Below are 15,742 nucleotides of genomic sequence, written 5' to 3' on the forward strand. Positions count from 1 at the left end.
AGAACCTCAGATCCCGAAGTCGCTCAACTTCTTCGCCAGCTTCTCGACATACGCCGACACGGTGGCCTCGTCACTGTCCGGCAACCCGAACAGCACCTCGGTCACACCGAGTTTCTTCCAGTGCGCCAGCTTGTCGGCGTCCGGCTTGAAGTCCAGCGCGACGATGGTCGGCGCACCTGAACGGCCGGCAGCGGCCCAGGTGTCCTGCAGCAGCTTGACCGGCTCGTCGATGTCGAAGTCGCGCGGCGTCGTGATCCAGCCGTCGGCCGACTTGGCGATCCACTTGAAGTTCTTCTCGGTGCCGGCCGCCCCGACCAGGATCGGGACGTGCGACTGCACGGGCTTCGGCCAGGCCCACGACGGACCGAACTTCACGAATTCGCCGTCGTACTCGGCTTCTTCCTGGGTCCACAGCGCGCGCATGGCCTCCAGGTACTCGCGCAGCATGGTGCGGCGGCGGGCCGGCGGGACGTTGTGGTCCTGGAGTTCGTCTGTGTTCCAGCCGAATCCGACGCCGACCGAGACCCGGCCGCCGGACAGATGATCCAGTGTCGCAATCGATTTCGCGAGAGTGATCGGGTCGTGCTCGACAGGCAGCGCCACCGCGGTCGACAGCCGCACCCGCGACGTCACCGATGCGGCGGAGCCGAGCGCGACCCACGGATCGAGCGTCCGCATGTAGCGGTCGTCGGGCAGCGTCTCGTCACCGGTGGTGGGGTGGGCCGCCTGGCGCTTGATCGGGATGTGCGTGTGTTCGGGCACATAGAAGGTGGTGAAGCCGTGGTCGTCGGCCAGTTTGGCGGCGGCGGCGGGCTTGATGCCGCGGTCGCTGGTGAAAAGTACGAGCCCGTAGTCCATACGGTGAATTAGAACGTGTTTCAGTATGGGGCGCAAGAGTGGGTGTCAAGAATGCCGAAGTGGGCCCATTACCTGGGAATTTCCCAAACAGCGCAGCTGCTGGACGCCCGTGAACCGATCCGGAGATAACTTCATCGCGAACGTTACCCACGACGGTGGCTGGGCTTGCTTGTTCACATGGGCCCATGACGACCGAACGCATCGCCGACCACGTCAAGTTCGCCTACTGGGTGCCCAACGTCAGCGGCGGCCTGGTGACCAGTGACATCGAGCAGCGGACCGACTGGAATTACGAGTACAACAAGAAGCTCGCGCAGACCGCGGAGAACAACGGCTTCGAGTACGCCCTCAGCCAGGTGCGGTACGAGGCCAGCTACGGCGCCGAGTATCAGCACGAGTCGACGAGCTTCAGCCTCGCGCTGCTCCTGGCAACGGAGCGGCTGAAAGTCATTGCGGCCGTTCACCCCGGCCTCTGGCAGCCGGCGGTGCTCGCGAAACTGGGAGCGACGGCCGACCACCTCTCCAACGGCCGTTTCGCCGTCAACGTCGTCTCCGGTTGGTTCAAGGACGAATTCACGCACCTGGGCGAGCCCTGGCTGGAACACGACGAGCGCTACCGCCGCAGCGCCGAATTCCTCCAGGTGCTGCGCAAGATCTGGACCGAGGACGACGTCGACTTCCGTGGCGACTTCTACCGGATCCACGACTTCACGCTGAAGCCGAAGCCGCTCAACACGGCCGAGCGCCCCAACCCGGAACTGTTCCAGGGCGGCAACTCGAGCGCGGCCCGCCGCAACGGCGGCTACTACGCCGACTGGTACTTCTCCAACGGCAAGGACTTCGACGGCGTGACCGAGCAAGTCGTGGACGTCCGCGACCACGCCCGTCAGGTTGCCCGGGAGGTCCGCTTCGGGCTGAACGGCTTCATCATCGCGCGCGACACCGAGAAAGAGGCGAAAGAGGTCCTCAAGGAGATCGTCGCGAAGGCCAACCGGCCCGCCGTCGAGGGATTCCGCCAGGCAGTGCAGCAGGCCGGCAACTCCACCGGTGACAAGAAGGGCATGTGGGCGGATTCGAGCTTCGACGACCTCGTGCAGTACAACGACGGTTTTCGTACCAAGTTGATCGGAACTCCGGAACAGATCGCCGAACGGATTGCTGCCTACCGCAAACGGGGCGTGGACCTGATCCTCGGCGGCTTCCTGCATTTCCAGGAGGAAATCGAGTACTTCGGAGCCAAGGTGCTGCCGTTGGTGCGGGAAATCGAGGAGGCGGAACAGGACGCCGCGGAGGCGCCGATCCGCGTCCCGGCGTGACGGCTCGGCGAGTTTGCTCAGGACCGTCGCGGCCGGTCAGGGCGGTGCACTGCGGGCCGAACTGATGCGGGGCGACCTCAGTGAAGTGCGCTAGCGTGGTTGGTCGAGTCGACAGGTACAGGAGAGGTCATGACGTACCAGCCCGGTAACCCCGGCTACCCGCCCGCCCAGCAGCCCGGCCAGTACGGCAACCAGTACGGCGGGCCGACCCAGCAGTTCAACCGTCTGCCCGAGCAGATCCCGGCTGCGCCTGCGGCGCCGGCCGGCCCGAGCAAACTGCCGGAGTACCTGACCATCGCGGTCGCGGCGCTCGGCCTGCTCATCTTCGGCTTCAACTTCGCGCCCCAGCTGGGTGCGGGAGGCCTGGATGCGGGCACCGGCAGCATCCTGACCCAGGCGCCGATCGTCGTCGCCGTGCTGGCTGCGCTGCTCGCCGGCGTCAGCCTCCTGCCCAAGCAGAAGAGCTTCAAGTCGTGGGTCGCCATCCTCGCGGTGCTGGCCCTGCTGCTCGTGATCAACGAGATCGTGCAGGCGCCCAAGGGCATCGAGGTCGAGTGGGGCCTCTATGTCGTGCTCGCGCTGTCGGTGCTGCAGGCCGGTAGCGCTGTCGGGGCGCTGCTGCTGGACGCCGGCGTCATCCAGCCGCCCGCACCGCGTCCGCAGGCCGATCCGTACAACTACGGCGGACCGGCGCAGGGCTACAACCCGCAGGCTCAGTACTACGGCCAGCAGCCTCAGCAGCAGTACGGCCAGCAGACCGGCCAGCACTTCGGCCAGCAGGTTGGCTACCAGCCGCAGTCCCAGAACGGTCCCATCGGCGGCTACACCGGCGCACAGAGCGCGTCGCAGCACGGCGCCGACTCGGGTCCGCCGACCCCGCCGACCGGGTTCCCGGCCTTCGGTCAGCCGCAGCAGTCGGCCGGCCAGTCGTCGTCCCCGCAGCAGTCGTCGGGCCAGGGCTCGTCGGCGTCCGAGGCCTCGGCCGGATCGTCGTCGTTCACCTCGTCGCCCAGCGTTCCGGGCTCGACGGGATCCGGCTCGGAGCCGACGACGACCTTCCAGCAACCCCCGGCTCCGCAGTAATCGGGTCCGGCTTCGTCATAATCGCTAGGGCGCTCGCGGCACGCGAGTGACGACCTCGCGAGGAGTGACCCAGCTAGTGGATAACCGACCAGTCGGTACGCGTCAGGCGCGTGACCTGCTTCGGGTTGCGTTCGGCCCGTCGGGCATCGCCCTGGCGATCATCGCCGCGCTGGTGCTGATCCAGCTGGTCATCGCCAACAGCGACCTGACCGGCGCGTTCGGCGCGATGGCCAGTATGTGGCTGGGCGTGCACGGCGTCCCGGTGTCGATCGGCGGCGCCGAGCTCGGCGTGATGCCCCTGGCCCCGCTGCTGGCGATGGTCTGGGGCACGGCCCGCACCACGGCCGCGGCGACGCGGCCGGGTGCGTCCTGGTTCGTGGTCCGGTGGATCGTCGCGTCGGCGCTCGGTGGACCCCTGCTGATCGCGGCGATCGCGATTGCGGTGATCCACGATGCGTCGTCGGTGCTCACCGAGCTGCAGACTCCGAGTGCCCTCCAGGCATTTGGCTGTGTCCTGGCGGTGCACGCGGTCGGCGCGGCCATCGGTGTCGGCTCGCGCCTGCAGGGGCGGCTGCTGACCGATGCGCACCTGCCGTACTGGCTCCCGGAGGCGTTGCGCGGGGCCGTTGCCGGCGTGTTGGCGCTGCTCGGTCTGTCGGGGTTGGTCGCGGTCGGCTCGATGGTCGTGCACTGGTCGACCATGCACGACCTCTTCGGCATCACTGATTCGGTGTTCGGCCAGCTCAGCCTGACCGTGCTGTCTGCGCTGTACATCCCGAACGTGATGGTCGGCGCCGCCGCGGTGGCCGTCGGTTCGAGCGTGCACGTGGGGTTGGCCACGTTCAGTTCTTTCACGGTGCTCGGCGGTGATGTGCCCGCCGTGCCGGTACTCGCCGCCGTGCCGTCGCCTCCGCTGGGTCCGGTATGGGTGGCGCTGCTGATCATCGCGGCGGCCTCGGCCGTGGCGGTGGGCCAGCAGTGTTCGCGGCGCCCGGCCCCGTGGCCGATTGCATTCGCCAAGTTGGCGGTGGCGTCGCTCCTGGCTGCGGTGATGATGGTCCTGCTCGCGGTCGCAGGCAGTGGTCGCCTGGGCAACTTCGGTGAGCTCGGTGTCGATCAGACGACGTTCGGGCCTGCGGTTTTCCTGTGGTTCATCTCCATCGGCGGTCTCACGGTGGCCATGGCGGGCGGCCTGACCCGCCGTCCGGCCCGTCCGGCCCGGCCGGCACCCGTCGCGCCGGCCCCGCCGGTTGACGAGGAACCGTACGAAGATGAGGCGGCAGACGTCGTCGACGATGACGAGCCCGTGACCGAGAAGCTGATCGGTGACGTGTCGGCCGCCCCGGCGGAAGGGGACGACGACTCGCACTTCGCCGGCGGCCCGGCATTCGAGCAGGCCGCCGAGACAGTGTCGGCGCCGGAGCCGGATGCTGAGCCCGCGGCCAAACCCGCCGAACCACGCCGGCCGGCACGTCCGGAACCGGACATGACCCCGGCACCGGCGGAGGCCTATCAATCCGGCACCACCGATCGCATCGGTGAGCACGTCACCTTCGACCCGGACGAGGACCCTGAGGCGCATTTCGTGGTCGACGACGACGGCCACTAGGCTGCTCCCGTGCAGCTACCGGTCCATGTGCCCCCGACTGCGCCGGCGCGGCTCGTCGTCCTGGCGTCCGGGACCGGTTCGCTGCTGGAGTCTGTGCTTGCCGCAGCGGTCGGCGACTACCCGGCGCGCGTCGTCGCCGTCGGCGCGGACCGTGACTGCCCGGCACTGCAGATCGGGGCGGCCGCCGGGGCGGCGACGTTCACCACGCGGCTGCGCGACCACGCCGACCGGGCCGCCTGGGATGCCGCTTTGACCGCCGCCGTCGCGGCCCACGAGCCGGACCTGGTGGTGTCGGCCGGGTTCATGAAGATCCTCGGACCTGCATTTCTGGCGCGCTTCCAGGGACGGGTGCTCAACACCCACCCGGCGCTGCTGCCGTCGTTTCCGGGCGCCCACGCGGTGTCCGAGGCCCTCGCCTACGGGGTTCGGGTCACCGGCAGCACGGTGCACTTGGTCGACGACGGCACCGATACCGGCCCGATCCTGGCGCAGGAGCCGGTGGCGGTACGCGACGACGATGACGAGTCGTCGCTGCATGAGCGGATCAAAGTCGTCGAACGACGACTGTTGGTAGATGTGATCGCCGCGGTGGCCCTCCGCGGTGTGACGTGGAGTGGGCGAAAGGCGGCCATCGGGTGCCGCGGTGAGGAGCAATAGGATGACGCGACGACCGATTCGGCGCGCGCTGATCAGCGTGTACGACAAGACCGGCCTGGCCGAGCTGGCCCGCGGGCTGCACGAGGCCGGCGTGACCCTGGTGTCGACCGGTTCGACAGCGAAAACCATTGCAGCCGAGGGTATCCCGGTGACTCCGGTCGAAGAGGTCACCGGTTTCCCGGAGGTGCTGGACGGCCGGGTCAAGACACTGCACCCGCGCGTGCACGCCGGCCTGCTGGCCGACACCCGCAAGGCCGAGCACCTCGCCGCGCTCGACGAGCTCGGGGTCGAGGCGTTCGAACTCGTTGTGGTGAACCTGTATCCGTTCACGCAGACCGTGGCGTCGGGCGCCTCCGAGGACGAGTGCGTCGAGCAGATCGACATCGGCGGCCCGTCGATGGTCCGCGCTGCGGCCAAGAACCACCCCAGCGTCGCCGTCGTCGTCGACCCGCTGGGGTACGACGGTGTGCTGGCCGCCGTCCGGGACGGCGGCTTCACGCTCGAAGAGCGGAAGAAGTTGGCGTCGTTGGCTTTCCGTCACACCGCCGAGTACGACGTGGCCGTCGCATCCTGGATGGGTTCGGTGCTGGTGCCCGGCGACGACGAGGCCTCCGCCGCCGGTATGCCCGCATGGCTCGGTTCGACATGGCGTCGCACCGACGTGCTGCGCTACGGCGAGAACCCGCACCAGAAGGCCGCGCTCTACAGCGACGACGCCGGCTGGCCGGGGCTGGCCCAGGCCGAGCAGCTGCACGGAAAAGAGATGTCCTACAACAACTACACCGACGCCGACGCGGCGTGGCGGGCGGCGTTCGACCACGAGGACATCTGCGTGGCGATCATCAAGCACGCCAACCCGTGTGGCATTGCGGTGTCGTCGATCTCGGTTGCCGATGCGCACCGCAAGGCCCACGAGTGCGACCCGCTGAGCGCGTTCGGTGGCGTCATCGCGGCCAACACGGCCGTGACCGAGGAGATGGCCGAGACCGTCGCGGACATCTTCACCGAGGTGATCGTCGCTCCCGCCTTCGAGCCGGGCGCCGTCGAAATCCTGAGCCGCAAGAAGAACATTCGCATCCTGGTGGCGAGCGAACCGCAGCCCGGCGGCACCGAGTTCCGTCAGGTCAGCGGTGGCCTGCTGGTGCAGCAGCGTGACGCGCTCGATGCCGCGGGCGACGACCCGCTGAACTGGACCCTGGCGACCGGCAGCCCGGCGGACCCGGAGACGTTGGCCGACTTGGTGTTTGCCTGGCGCGCGTGCCGCGCCGTGAAGTCGAACGCGATCGTGGTCGCTGCCAACGGCGCCACCGTCGGCGTCGGCATGGGCCAGGTGAACCGCGTCGACGCGGCGCGACTGGCGGTCGAGCGGGGCGGTGACCGCGTCAAGGGCGCCGTCGCTGCCTCCGACGCCTTCTTCCCGTTCCCGGACGGTCTGCAGACCCTGACCAACGCCGGCGTGAAAGCCATTGTGCACCCGGGTGGTTCGGTCCGTGACGACGAAGTGACCGCGGCCGCCGCGGCTGCGGGCATCACGCTGTACCTGACCGGGGCGCGGCACTTCGCCCACTAGATTCACAGGCTGAATGGCCAGGTTCGCACGGAGATGATCCGGGCAAACCTGGCCATTCGCCGTTCAGAGGCTGAGCAGCGCTGCAGTGTCCCGAGGGGCCACCGCATCGTTCATGCGGTACTGCCAGGAGGCGGCCCAGCGCTCGGGGAAGCACCGCTGCAGGAGGCCGAGCATGATCGGCACGGCGGTCGAGGCTCCCGGAGAGGCGCCCAGCAGTCCTGCGATGGTGCCGTCGGCCGACGTGACGAGCTCGGTTCCCGATTGCAACACGCCGACGCGCTTCGGGTCCGGTGTGACGAGCTGAGCCCGCTGTCCGGCCGGTATCAGCTCCCAGTCGCCGGGGTCGGCCTCCGGGTAGAACCGTTGCAGCTGTTTGATCTTGCCGCTGAGCGGGGTGAGCAGCTCGCCGATCAGATAGCGCACCAGGGTCAGGCTCTGCAGGGCCGCGGCGGCCAGTACATGCAGGTTGTGCCACCGCAGCGTGGTGAAGAAGTCGGTGAGCCTGCCGCCTTTGAGCAGCTTGGTGCTGAACGTCGCATACGGGCCGAACATGAGGTAGCCCTTGCCGTCGACGACGCGTTTGTCCAAGTGCGGCACCGACATCGGCGGGGCTCCTATCGCCGCCTGGCCGTACACCTTGGCATCGTGCTGTGCGACGACGTCGGGTTGCGCGCACCGCAGGAACGCTGCGCCGACGGGCAACACACCGTAGCCGCGGACCTCGGGAACGTGCGCGCGCTGCAGCAGCCGCAGGGCGAACCCACCGGCTCCGACGAACACGTGGCGCGCCCTCAGCTGAAACCTGTTGTGCGACTCCGTACGTCGGCCGCCGACCAACCAGGTGCCGTCCGGATCCTGGCGTAGCCGGCGCACCTCATGGCCGAGGCGGACCTCGCCGCCGTTCGAGGTGATGATGCGGGTCAGTCCGCGGGTGAGCGCTCCGAAGTCGACATCGGTGCCGCCGGGGTGGCGGGTGGCCGCAATCGGTTGCGCCGGATCGCGGCCCGCCATCACCAGCGGGGCCCATTCGGCGATGGTCGCGGGGTCGTCGCTGAATTCCAGATCGGCGAAAAGCGGATCGGAGCGCAGGGTTTCGAATCGGCGCCGGAGGTAGGCCACATCGTGGTCGCCGAACACCACGTCCATGTGCGGCGTGCCGTGGACGAAAGTCGCCGGGTCCAGCAGGCCCTGCTGGACCAGATGTGCCCACCAGCGGCGGGACAACTGGAACTGTGCGGCGATCTGCGTGGGCGCGCTGCCGTCTTGGGGATCGGGCATGTAGTTGAGTTCGCAGTAGCCGGAGTGGCCCGTGCCGGCGTTGTTCCACGGCCCGCTGCTCTCCGTGGCGATGTCGGATGCCCGCTCCACCAACACAATGCGCCACTGTGGTTCCAATGTGCTGATCATGGCGCCCAGGGTGGCAGACATGATGCCGCCACCGATGAGGACGACGTCGGCGACTTCCGGTTCAACGGTGTTCATGGTTGCTCCTTGTCTCGTTACTCCAGCATCACCCCCGAGAATTCGATCCGTCCAATGAATGTTCTGGCGATTATCATCCGAATATGGATCAATGGATGAGTCTGCTCGCGCCGCAGCTTCGGGCGCTCGAAGAGCTCGACTCCCAGGCCGGGCACATGACCCGTGCCGCCGACAGCCTGGGTATTCCGCAGTCATCGATGAGTCGGCGCATCCACGCCTTGGAGAAGATGCTCGGCGTCCGGCTGCTCACTCAGGAGGGGCGGACGGTGCGGCTGACGCCGGTCGCGGTGCAGCTTGCCGAACAGGCACGGCGCCCGTTGCGCGAGCTCGAAGCGACGGTCGAGACGATCGCCGGCGAAGCCGACCCCGAACACGGGACCATCCGGTTCGGCTTCCCCCTGACGATGGGGGCCGGCGTGGTGCCGAACCTGGTCACCGAATTCCACCGGCGCGCACCGGGAATCCGGCTGCAGATGAAGCAGGCGCACGGCAGTGAACTCGCCGCGGATCTGAAGGCCGGGATGCTTGACGTCGCCGTCGTGATACCGCCGCCCGACGGCGTCGAACATGTGGTGATCGGCGGACAACACATCCGGGCCGTGTTACCGGCGGCCCATCCGCTCGCGGCCCGTCGCCGTCTTCGGCTGGACGAACTGCGCGACGAGACCTTCATCGCCAACCCGGCCAGCTATCACCTGCGTCAGGCGACGGAAAGCTGGTGCCGTGACGCGGGTTTCGTTCCGCACGTGCCCGTGGAGATCACCGAGTTCTCGACCATCCGCGAGCTGGTCGGCCGGGGGATGGGCATCGCGCTGCTGCCGCACGACGAGCACACCTCGCGCAAGGTCCGGGAAATCCCGTTGACGCCCAACAACTATCAGCGACAGATCGCGCTGGCGTGGGCGCCGACCGCCGGCACTCCCGCAGCGCGCAGGCTGCTGGCCTTCCTGCGTACGGAGTGGGCGGCCAAGGCCGCCCACAACCGCTGACGGCGCGTGAATTAGGACGCGACCTCGCCGGACTGCTGCGTGGTCGTGGCGTATTCGAAGAAGTCGACGATCTCGTCGACGGCCTTGCGGGCGTCCGGGTTGACGTCGAAGCTCAGCTGGAACATGTGCATCGCCTTGTCCCACACCTGAACCCACGCCTGCGCACCCGCCGCCCGCAACGCGTCAGCGAGCGCGAACGAGTCGTTGCGCAGCATCTCGTTGTTGCCGACCTGCAGGAGCGTCGGTCCCAGGCCGTGCAGGTCGGCCTCGGTCGGCATCTCGGGCACCGGGTGCGTGCCGTTCTTCGTGGCGAAGACGTCGTAGAGGTACTTCACTGCCATGAACGGGAACAGCACGTCGCGGTGTTCGAGCATCGCGTTGTACTTCAAGTTCATGTCGGACGACGTCAGGGGCGACAGCAGAATCTGGCCGGCGGGTACCTGCAGGCCCGCGTCCCGCGCCGCGAGCGCCGTGCCGGTCGCGATCAGGCCGCCGGCGGAGTCGCCCGCGAAGACGATCTTCTGCGCGTCGACGCCCGCGCCCAGCACCATGCGGTAGGCGCACACGCCGTCGGCGATGGCGTCCTCGATCAGCGCCTGTGGAGCCAGTCGATAGCCGACGTTCAGGACCCGGGCGCCGGTCGCGGCCGAGAGCTTGCTGGCCCACCGCCGGTGCGAGTTCAGCCCGAGGGTGATCAGCGCCGAACCGTGGAAGTAGATGATCACGCGATCGGATCCCTGGGCGCGCGGCGCGACGATCCATTCGGCGTCGCAGTCGTCGAGCTTGATCGGCGTCACCGTGGTGCCGGGCAGGGCGCGGAACGCGCGGAAGGGCCCGTCGATGATGTCGTAGCGGCCGCGCTGGACCAGCTCCGGATAGAACCGGTTGACCACCAGGCCGATGAGCGTGAGCAGGGCGATTACCGGTCGGACGAACACCGCGGTGAGCCCGCCGAGCAGTCGGCTCTGCCACGCGGCGGGGCCGAACTCGAGGTCGGTGGGGCGGTGAGTCCAGTCGAGCGAGTTCACGATACCGAGGGTACTGGGTAAAGCTCCGGAGCCCAAGGGGCTGCCGCTCACCGTGCACCGTCGTAGCGTGGAGGTCGTGACATCACCTAACGACCTTCCAGCCGACCTGCCGCGGACCGTCGGCGAGCTCAAGGCCTCGGGCCACCGTGAGCGGGGCATCAAGACCGAGATTCGCGAGAACCTGCTGGCAGCGCTGGCTGACGGCAAGGACGTCTGGCCCGGCATCTTCGGCTTCGAGGACACCGTCCTGCCGCAACTGGAGCGCGCGCTGATCGCCGGACACGACGTCGTGCTGCTCGGCGAACGCGGCCAGGGCAAGACCCGTCTGCTGCGCGGTCTGGTCGGTCTGCTGGACGAGTGGACGCCCGTCATCGCGGGCTCGGAGCTGGGTGAGCACCCGTACTCGCCGATCACGCCCGAGTCGATCCGCCGGGCCGCGGATTCCGGCGACGACCTGCCGGTCACCTGGCAACACCGCAGCGAGCGCTACTTCGAGAAGCTGGCGACGCCCGACACCAGCGTCGCCGACCTCGTCGGCGACATCGACCCCATCAAGGTGGCCGAGGGGCGGAGTCTGGGTGACCCGGAAACCATCGCCTACGGCCTCATCCCGCGGGCGCACCGCGGCATCGTCGCGATCAACGAGCTGCCCGACCTCGCCGAGCGCATCCAGGTCGCCATGCTCAACGTGATGGAGGAGCGGGACATCCAGGTGCGGGGCTACACGCTGCGCCTGCCGCTGGACGTGCTCGTGGTGGCCAGCGCCAACCCCGAGGACTACACCAACCGTGGCCGCATCATCACTCCGCTGAAGGACCGCTTCGGCGCCGAGATCCGCACTCACTACCCGCTTGAGCTCGACGCGGAGGTCGGCGTCATCAGGCAGGAAGCGCACCTGGCTGCCGAGGTCCCGGAGTACCTGCTGCAGATCCTGGCCCGGTTCGCCCGGTACCTGCGCGAGTCGCAGTCGATCGATCAGCGGTCGGGTGTCTCGGCCCGCTTCGCCATCGCGGCGGCCGAGACCGTCGGCGCCGCGGCCCAACACCGCTCCGCGATTCTGGGTGAACAGGATCCGGTCGCGCGCGTGGTCGATCTGCAGACCATCATCGGCGTGCTGCGCGGCAAGTTGGAATTCGAATCCGGTGAGGAAGGCCGCGAACAGGCCGTCCTGGAGCACCTGCTGCGGCGGGCGACGGCGGACACCGCGCAGCGGCTGCTCGGCGGCATCGACGTCGGTTCGTTGGTCGCCGCGGTGGAAGGGGATTCACCGGTCACGACGGGCGAGCGGGTGTCGGCCAAGGACGTGTTGGCCGCGCTGCCGGACCTGCCGGTGATCGATGCCATCGCCGACCGGCTGGGCGCGCAGTCCGACGGCGAGCGGGCAGCAGCCGTCGAACTGGCGCTGGAAGCGCTGTATCTGGCCAAGCGCATCGACAAGACCTGCGACGACGGCGAAACGGTATATGGCTAACCACCTCTCGCGGTACTCGCGCTACACCGGCGGGCCCGACCCGCTGGCGCCTCCCGTCGACCTGCGGGAGGCGCTGGAGCAGATCGGGCAGGACGTCATGGAGGGCGCGTCGCCCCGGCGCGCCCTCTCCGAGTTGCTGCGCCGTGGCACCCAGAACATGCGCGGCGCCGACCGACTGGCCGCCGAGGCCAACCGGCGTCGTCGGGAGTTGTTGTCGCGCAACAACCTTGACGGCACCCTGCAGGAGATCAAGAAGCTGCTCGACGAGGCGGTGCTCGCCGAGCGCAAGGAACTGGCCCGCGCGCTCGATGACGACGCACGGTTCGGCGAACTGCAGTTGGAGTCGTTGTCGCCGTCGCCGGCGAAAGCAGTGCAGGAGCTGTCCGAATACGACTGGCGATCGGCCGAAGCCCGGCAGAAGTACGAGCAGATCAAGGACCTGCTGGGCCGGGAGATGCTGGACCAGCGATTCGCCGGCATGAAAGATGCGCTGCAGAACGCCACCGATGAGGACCGTCAAGCCGTCAATGACATGCTCGACGACCTGAACAACCTGCTGGAGAAGCACGCCAACGGCGACGATACCCAACAGGATTTTCAGGATTTCATGGCCAAACACGGCCAGTTCTTTCCCGAGAATCCACAGAACGTCGACGAACTGCTGGACTCCCTGGCCAAGCGGGCCGCCGCCGCGCAGCGGTTCCGCAACAGCCTGTCACCCGATCAACGAGCCGAGTTGGATGCGTTGGCGCAGCAGGCTTTCGGGTCGCCGTCGTTGATGAACGCGCTCGACCGGCTCGATGCCAATCTGCAGGCCGCCCGCCCGGGTGAGGACTGGACCGGCGAGCGGAATTTCACCGGAAACAACCCGCTGGGCATGGGGGAGGCCGCACAGGCGATGGAGGACATCGCCGAGCTGGAGCAACTGGCGGAACAACTTTCGCAGAGTTACGCCGGCGCGCAGATGGACGACGTCGATCTGGACATGCTCGCCCGGCAATTGGGAGACGAGGCCGCCGTCGATGCCCGCGCCCTCGCGGAACTGGAACGCACCCTGATGAACCAGGGCTTCCTGGACCGCGGTTCCGACGGGCAGTGGCGGTTGTCGCCCAAGGCGATGCGGCAGTTGGGTCAGGCAGCGCTCCGCGACGTGGCGCAACAGCTTTCCGGCCGTCACGGCGAGCGGGACACCCGTCGCGCCGGCGCCGCAGGCGAACTGACCGGGGCCACCCGGCCGTGGCAGTTCGGCGATACCGAGCCGTGGAACGTCACCCGCACCTTGACCAATGCGGTACTGCGACAAGCGGGTACGGGTCAGGACGGGCCGTTGCGCATCACCGTGGACGATGTGGAGATCTCGGAGACCGAGACCCGCACCCAGGCTGTGGTGGCGCTGCTGGTGGACACCTCGTTCTCGATGGTCATGGAGAACCGGTGGCTTCCGATGAAGCGGACCGCCCTGGCGCTCAACCACCTGGTGAGTACCCGGTTCCGGTCAGATGCGTTGCAGATCATCGCTTTCGGCCGGAATGCCCGCACCGTCTCGGCGGCCGAACTGACGGGGCTGGAAGGCGTCTACGAGCAGGGCACCAACCTGCACCACGCGCTGTTGCTCGCCGGCCGGCATCTGCGTCGTCATCCCAATGCCCAGCCGGTCGTCCTCGTCGTCACCGACGGTGAGCCCACGGCCCACCTCGAGCAGTACCGCAACGGCACCGAGACGTTCTTCGACTACCCGCCGCACCCGCGCACCATCGCTTTCACGGTGCGCAGCTTCGACGAGGTGGCCCGGCTGGGCGCGCAGATCACGATCTTCCGGCTGGGCAGCGATCCCGGCTTGGCGCGGTTCATCGATCAGGTGGCCCGGCGCGTCGAAGGCCGCGTCGTCGTGCCCGAGCTCGACGGGCTGGGGGCTGCGGTGGTCGGCGACTACCTCCGCTCGCGGCGGCGGCGTCGGTAACCACTCCACGGCGGGGTAACCACCTCACGCGAGGGTAACCACTTCACGCGAGGGTAACCACCTCACGCGAGGGTAACCACCTCACGGCGAGCGGCCGTGTTTGTACCGCGACACGCCACCGCACCTGTACCTGAGCGCACGCTCGTCGCCTCCGAGCGGCCCCAAAGTACACGCCAGTCGCGGCGTGTTGCGTACAAACACGGCCGCTCGCGGGAATGAGGGCTCGCGGGAATGAGGGCTCGCGGGAAAGAGAGCTCGCGGGAAGTGAGCTAAGTGGTCGGCGGCTTGCGCTTCTTGCACTTGATGCCGACGCGGCCCCACAGCGAGAAGCCGCGGATGGTGACGCGCGGGGCGCCGGGGGTGCCCTGCTGACCGAGGTGGTCGAACGCGCCCATGACACCGACGCCGTGCACGTCGACGTTGACCTCGGGCGGCAGCAGGATGGTCTGCCCGCCGAAGATCGAGTAGGAGTGGATCTCGACGTCCGGTGAGGTGAAATCGGCGTAGCGCAGATCGATGACACCGCCACCGAAGAGTGAGAACGACGTCAGCCGCTGCGGCACGTTCCAGCGGCCCCGGCGCTCGAATCCGCTCATGATCGCCAGCAGCAGCGTCGAGGGCGCGGGATGGCATTCGCCGCCCGTTTCCCACGGCGCGGTGGTGATGTACGGCAGGTCGGCGCTCAGCTTCGACAGTTCGGCGTACGTCTGCGCGGAATAAGCGCGGTTCAGCCGGTCTTCGTACTCGGACATCGGCAGCCGGCCCTGCGCGGCCGCATCGCTGAGGAGGTGAGCGACCTGGATCCGGTCGGTATCGGCGGCGCGCATCTGTGCGCGCGAACCTGGGGTGCTCATCAACTCGAGCCTACGACGATCACAGCGACTTGCAAGGCTCTTGAGGCAAACTGTGGCCGCATCGATGTCCCATCCGTTACGGGATATGGATCACTTATTCCAGTTCGGCTGCCGCTTCTGGAGGAAGGCCATCATGCCTTCCCGGGCCTCGTCGGAGACGAACAGCTGCGCCGACTGCTTGGCCAGCTTCTCGGCGTCGCGGTCGAAATCGGCCAGGATCGACGCCGTGGTCAGTGCCTTGGATGCGGCCAGACCCTGCGGTGAACCCTTGGTGATCTCGTCCGTCAGCTTTGCCACGGTTGCCGGTACGTCATCGGTCGCGACGGTCACCAGGCCGATGCGTTCGGCTTCCTCGGCGCCGAACTTCTCGCCTGTCACGAAGTAGCGACCGGCCGCGCGGGCCGTCATCTTCGGCAGCAGTGTCAGCGAGATGATCGAGGGCGCCACGCCGATCCTGGCCTCGGTGAGGGCGAAAGTGCTGGCGGTACCCGCGACCACGAGGTCGCAGGCACCGATCAACCCCATGCCGCCGGCGCGGACGTGACCATCGATCGCGGCGATCACGGGAACGGGTAGCTCCAGAATCGACCGCAGCAGCCCGGCCGCCTCCAGCGCACGTGCGGTGGCCAGGTCGCCGGGGTCGCGCCCCGCGGCTTCACTCAGATCGGCCCCGGCGCAGAACGTGCCGCCGGTGTGGCCGAGCACCACGACCCGCACGCCCGGATCGTCCGCAGCATCGGTGAGGCCCTGCCGCAACTGGTCCACCAGCGCGGTCGACATCGCATTGCGGTTGTGCGGTGAGTCCAGCGTCAGCCGGGCGACACCGTTTTCGACGGAGTAGTGGACCAGTGCGGTCATGAGACTT

Annotated in this window: 13 protein-coding genes; 8 read left to right on the forward strand and 5 right to left on the reverse strand. The window is 68.1% G+C overall.

Going from position 1 to position 15,742, the window contains the following annotated elements:
- Positions 1-6: 6 nt before the first annotated feature.
- Positions 7-858, reverse strand: a complete 852-nt coding sequence (locus VXD91_RS19260) for an LLM class F420-dependent oxidoreductase (RefSeq protein WP_212812984.1) — start codon at positions 856-858, stop codon at positions 7-9.
- A 185-nt stretch (positions 859-1,043) separates the two neighbouring features.
- Here VXD91_RS19260 and sfnG point away from each other — a divergent pair, with 185 nt between their 5' ends.
- The 5 genes from sfnG (at position 1,044) to purH (ending at position 7,093) form a co-directional block, all read left to right on the forward strand.
- Complete coding sequence (gene sfnG / locus VXD91_RS19265) at positions 1,044-2,174, forward strand: dimethylsulfone monooxygenase SfnG (protein ID WP_212812982.1); 1,131 nt, start codon at positions 1,044-1,046, stop codon at positions 2,172-2,174.
- A 129-nt stretch (positions 2,175-2,303) separates the two neighbouring features.
- Positions 2,304-3,257, forward strand: coding sequence for a DUF5336 domain-containing protein (locus tag VXD91_RS19270; RefSeq protein ID WP_318987231.1), 954 nt, complete (start codon positions 2,304-2,306; stop codon positions 3,255-3,257).
- Positions 3,258-3,333: 76 nt separating this feature from the next.
- Positions 3,334-4,866, forward strand: a complete 1,533-nt coding sequence (locus tag VXD91_RS19275; protein WP_318987232.1) for a DUF6350 family protein — start codon at positions 3,334-3,336, stop codon at positions 4,864-4,866.
- Between the two features lie 9 nt (positions 4,867-4,875).
- Complete coding sequence (gene purN / locus VXD91_RS19280; RefSeq protein ID WP_318987233.1) at positions 4,876-5,523, forward strand: phosphoribosylglycinamide formyltransferase; 648 nt, start codon at positions 4,876-4,878, stop codon at positions 5,521-5,523.
- Position 5,524: 1 nt separating this feature from the next.
- Positions 5,525-7,093: a bifunctional phosphoribosylaminoimidazolecarboxamide formyltransferase/IMP cyclohydrolase gene (gene purH, locus VXD91_RS19285; protein ID WP_073694331.1), complete on the forward strand. Its 1,569-nt coding sequence runs from the start codon at positions 5,525-5,527 to the stop codon at positions 7,091-7,093.
- Positions 7,094-7,156: 63 nt separating this feature from the next.
- On the opposite strand, the gene VXD91_RS19290 is transcribed toward purH, so the two are convergent.
- Positions 7,157-8,575, reverse strand: coding sequence for a malate:quinone oxidoreductase (locus VXD91_RS19290; protein WP_346416132.1), 1,419 nt, complete (start codon positions 8,573-8,575; stop codon positions 7,157-7,159).
- Between the two features lie 83 nt (positions 8,576-8,658).
- Here VXD91_RS19290 and VXD91_RS19295 point away from each other — a divergent pair, with 83 nt between their 5' ends.
- Entirely contained in the window at positions 8,659-9,564 is a 906-nt protein-coding gene (locus VXD91_RS19295) for a LysR family transcriptional regulator (RefSeq protein ID WP_318987235.1), read from the forward strand.
- Between the two features lie 11 nt (positions 9,565-9,575).
- Here the strand turns inward: VXD91_RS19295 and VXD91_RS19300 are convergent, their stop codons facing one another.
- Positions 9,576-10,592 (reverse strand): alpha/beta hydrolase, encoded by a 1,017-nt coding sequence (locus VXD91_RS19300; RefSeq protein ID WP_346416133.1) that lies wholly within the window; start codon positions 10,590-10,592, stop codon positions 9,576-9,578.
- A 76-nt stretch (positions 10,593-10,668) separates the two neighbouring features.
- On the opposite strand from VXD91_RS19300, the gene VXD91_RS19305 reads away from it, so the two are divergent.
- Together VXD91_RS19305 and VXD91_RS19310 are read left to right on the forward strand one after the other, a co-directional pair.
- Entirely contained in the window at positions 10,669-12,063 is a 1,395-nt protein-coding gene (locus tag VXD91_RS19305; protein WP_346416134.1) for a sigma 54-interacting transcriptional regulator, read from the forward strand.
- Complete coding sequence (locus VXD91_RS19310; protein ID WP_346416135.1) at positions 12,056-14,023, forward strand: VWA domain-containing protein; 1,968 nt, start codon at positions 12,056-12,058, stop codon at positions 14,021-14,023. The genes VXD91_RS19305 and VXD91_RS19310 overlap by 8 nt, the downstream gene beginning before the upstream one ends.
- Before the next feature lie 269 nt (positions 14,024-14,292).
- Here VXD91_RS19310 and VXD91_RS19315 read toward each other — a convergent pair whose 3' ends face one another.
- Together VXD91_RS19315 and VXD91_RS19320 are read right to left on the reverse strand one after the other, a co-directional pair.
- Positions 14,293-14,877 (reverse strand): DUF1707 domain-containing protein, encoded by a 585-nt coding sequence (locus tag VXD91_RS19315; RefSeq protein WP_346416136.1) that lies wholly within the window; start codon positions 14,875-14,877, stop codon positions 14,293-14,295.
- A gap of 90 nt (positions 14,878-14,967) precedes the next feature.
- Positions 14,968-15,735, reverse strand: a complete 768-nt coding sequence (locus VXD91_RS19320) for an enoyl-CoA hydratase family protein (protein ID WP_061005715.1) — start codon at positions 15,733-15,735, stop codon at positions 14,968-14,970.
- Between the last annotated feature and the right edge of the window lie 7 nt (positions 15,736-15,742).

The sequence above is a fragment of the Mycobacterium sp. SM3041 genome (assembly GCF_039668335.1).
Taxonomy (GTDB): Bacteria; Actinomycetota; Actinomycetes; order Mycobacteriales; family Mycobacteriaceae; genus Mycobacterium.

Bases quoted from the DNA above. Each gene is read 5' to 3' on its own strand.
- VXD91_RS19260 (WP_212812984.1), bottom strand. From the start codon at position 858: ATGGACTACGGGCTCGTACTTTTCACCAGCGACCGCGGCATCAAGCCC.
- sfnG (WP_212812982.1), top strand. From the start codon at position 1,044: ATGACGACCGAACGCATCGCCGACCACGTCAAGTTCGCCTACTGGGTG.
- VXD91_RS19270 (WP_318987231.1), top strand. From the start codon at position 2,304: ATGACGTACCAGCCCGGTAACCCCGGCTACCCGCCCGCCCAGCAGCCC.
- purH (WP_073694331.1), top strand. From the start codon at position 5,525: ATGACGCGACGACCGATTCGGCGCGCGCTGATCAGCGTGTACGACAAG.
- VXD91_RS19290 (WP_346416132.1), bottom strand. From the start codon at position 8,575: ATGAACACCGTTGAACCGGAAGTCGCCGACGTCGTCCTCATCGGTGGC.
- VXD91_RS19295 (WP_318987235.1), top strand. From the start codon at position 8,659: ATGGATCAATGGATGAGTCTGCTCGCGCCGCAGCTTCGGGCGCTCGAA.
- VXD91_RS19310 (WP_346416135.1), top strand. From the start codon at position 12,056: ATGGCTAACCACCTCTCGCGGTACTCGCGCTACACCGGCGGGCCCGAC.
- VXD91_RS19315 (WP_346416136.1), bottom strand. From the start codon at position 14,877: ATGAGCACCCCAGGTTCGCGCGCACAGATGCGCGCCGCCGATACCGAC.
- VXD91_RS19320 (WP_061005715.1), bottom strand. From the start codon at position 15,735: ATGACCGCACTGGTCCACTACTCCGTCGAAAACGGTGTCGCCCGGCTG.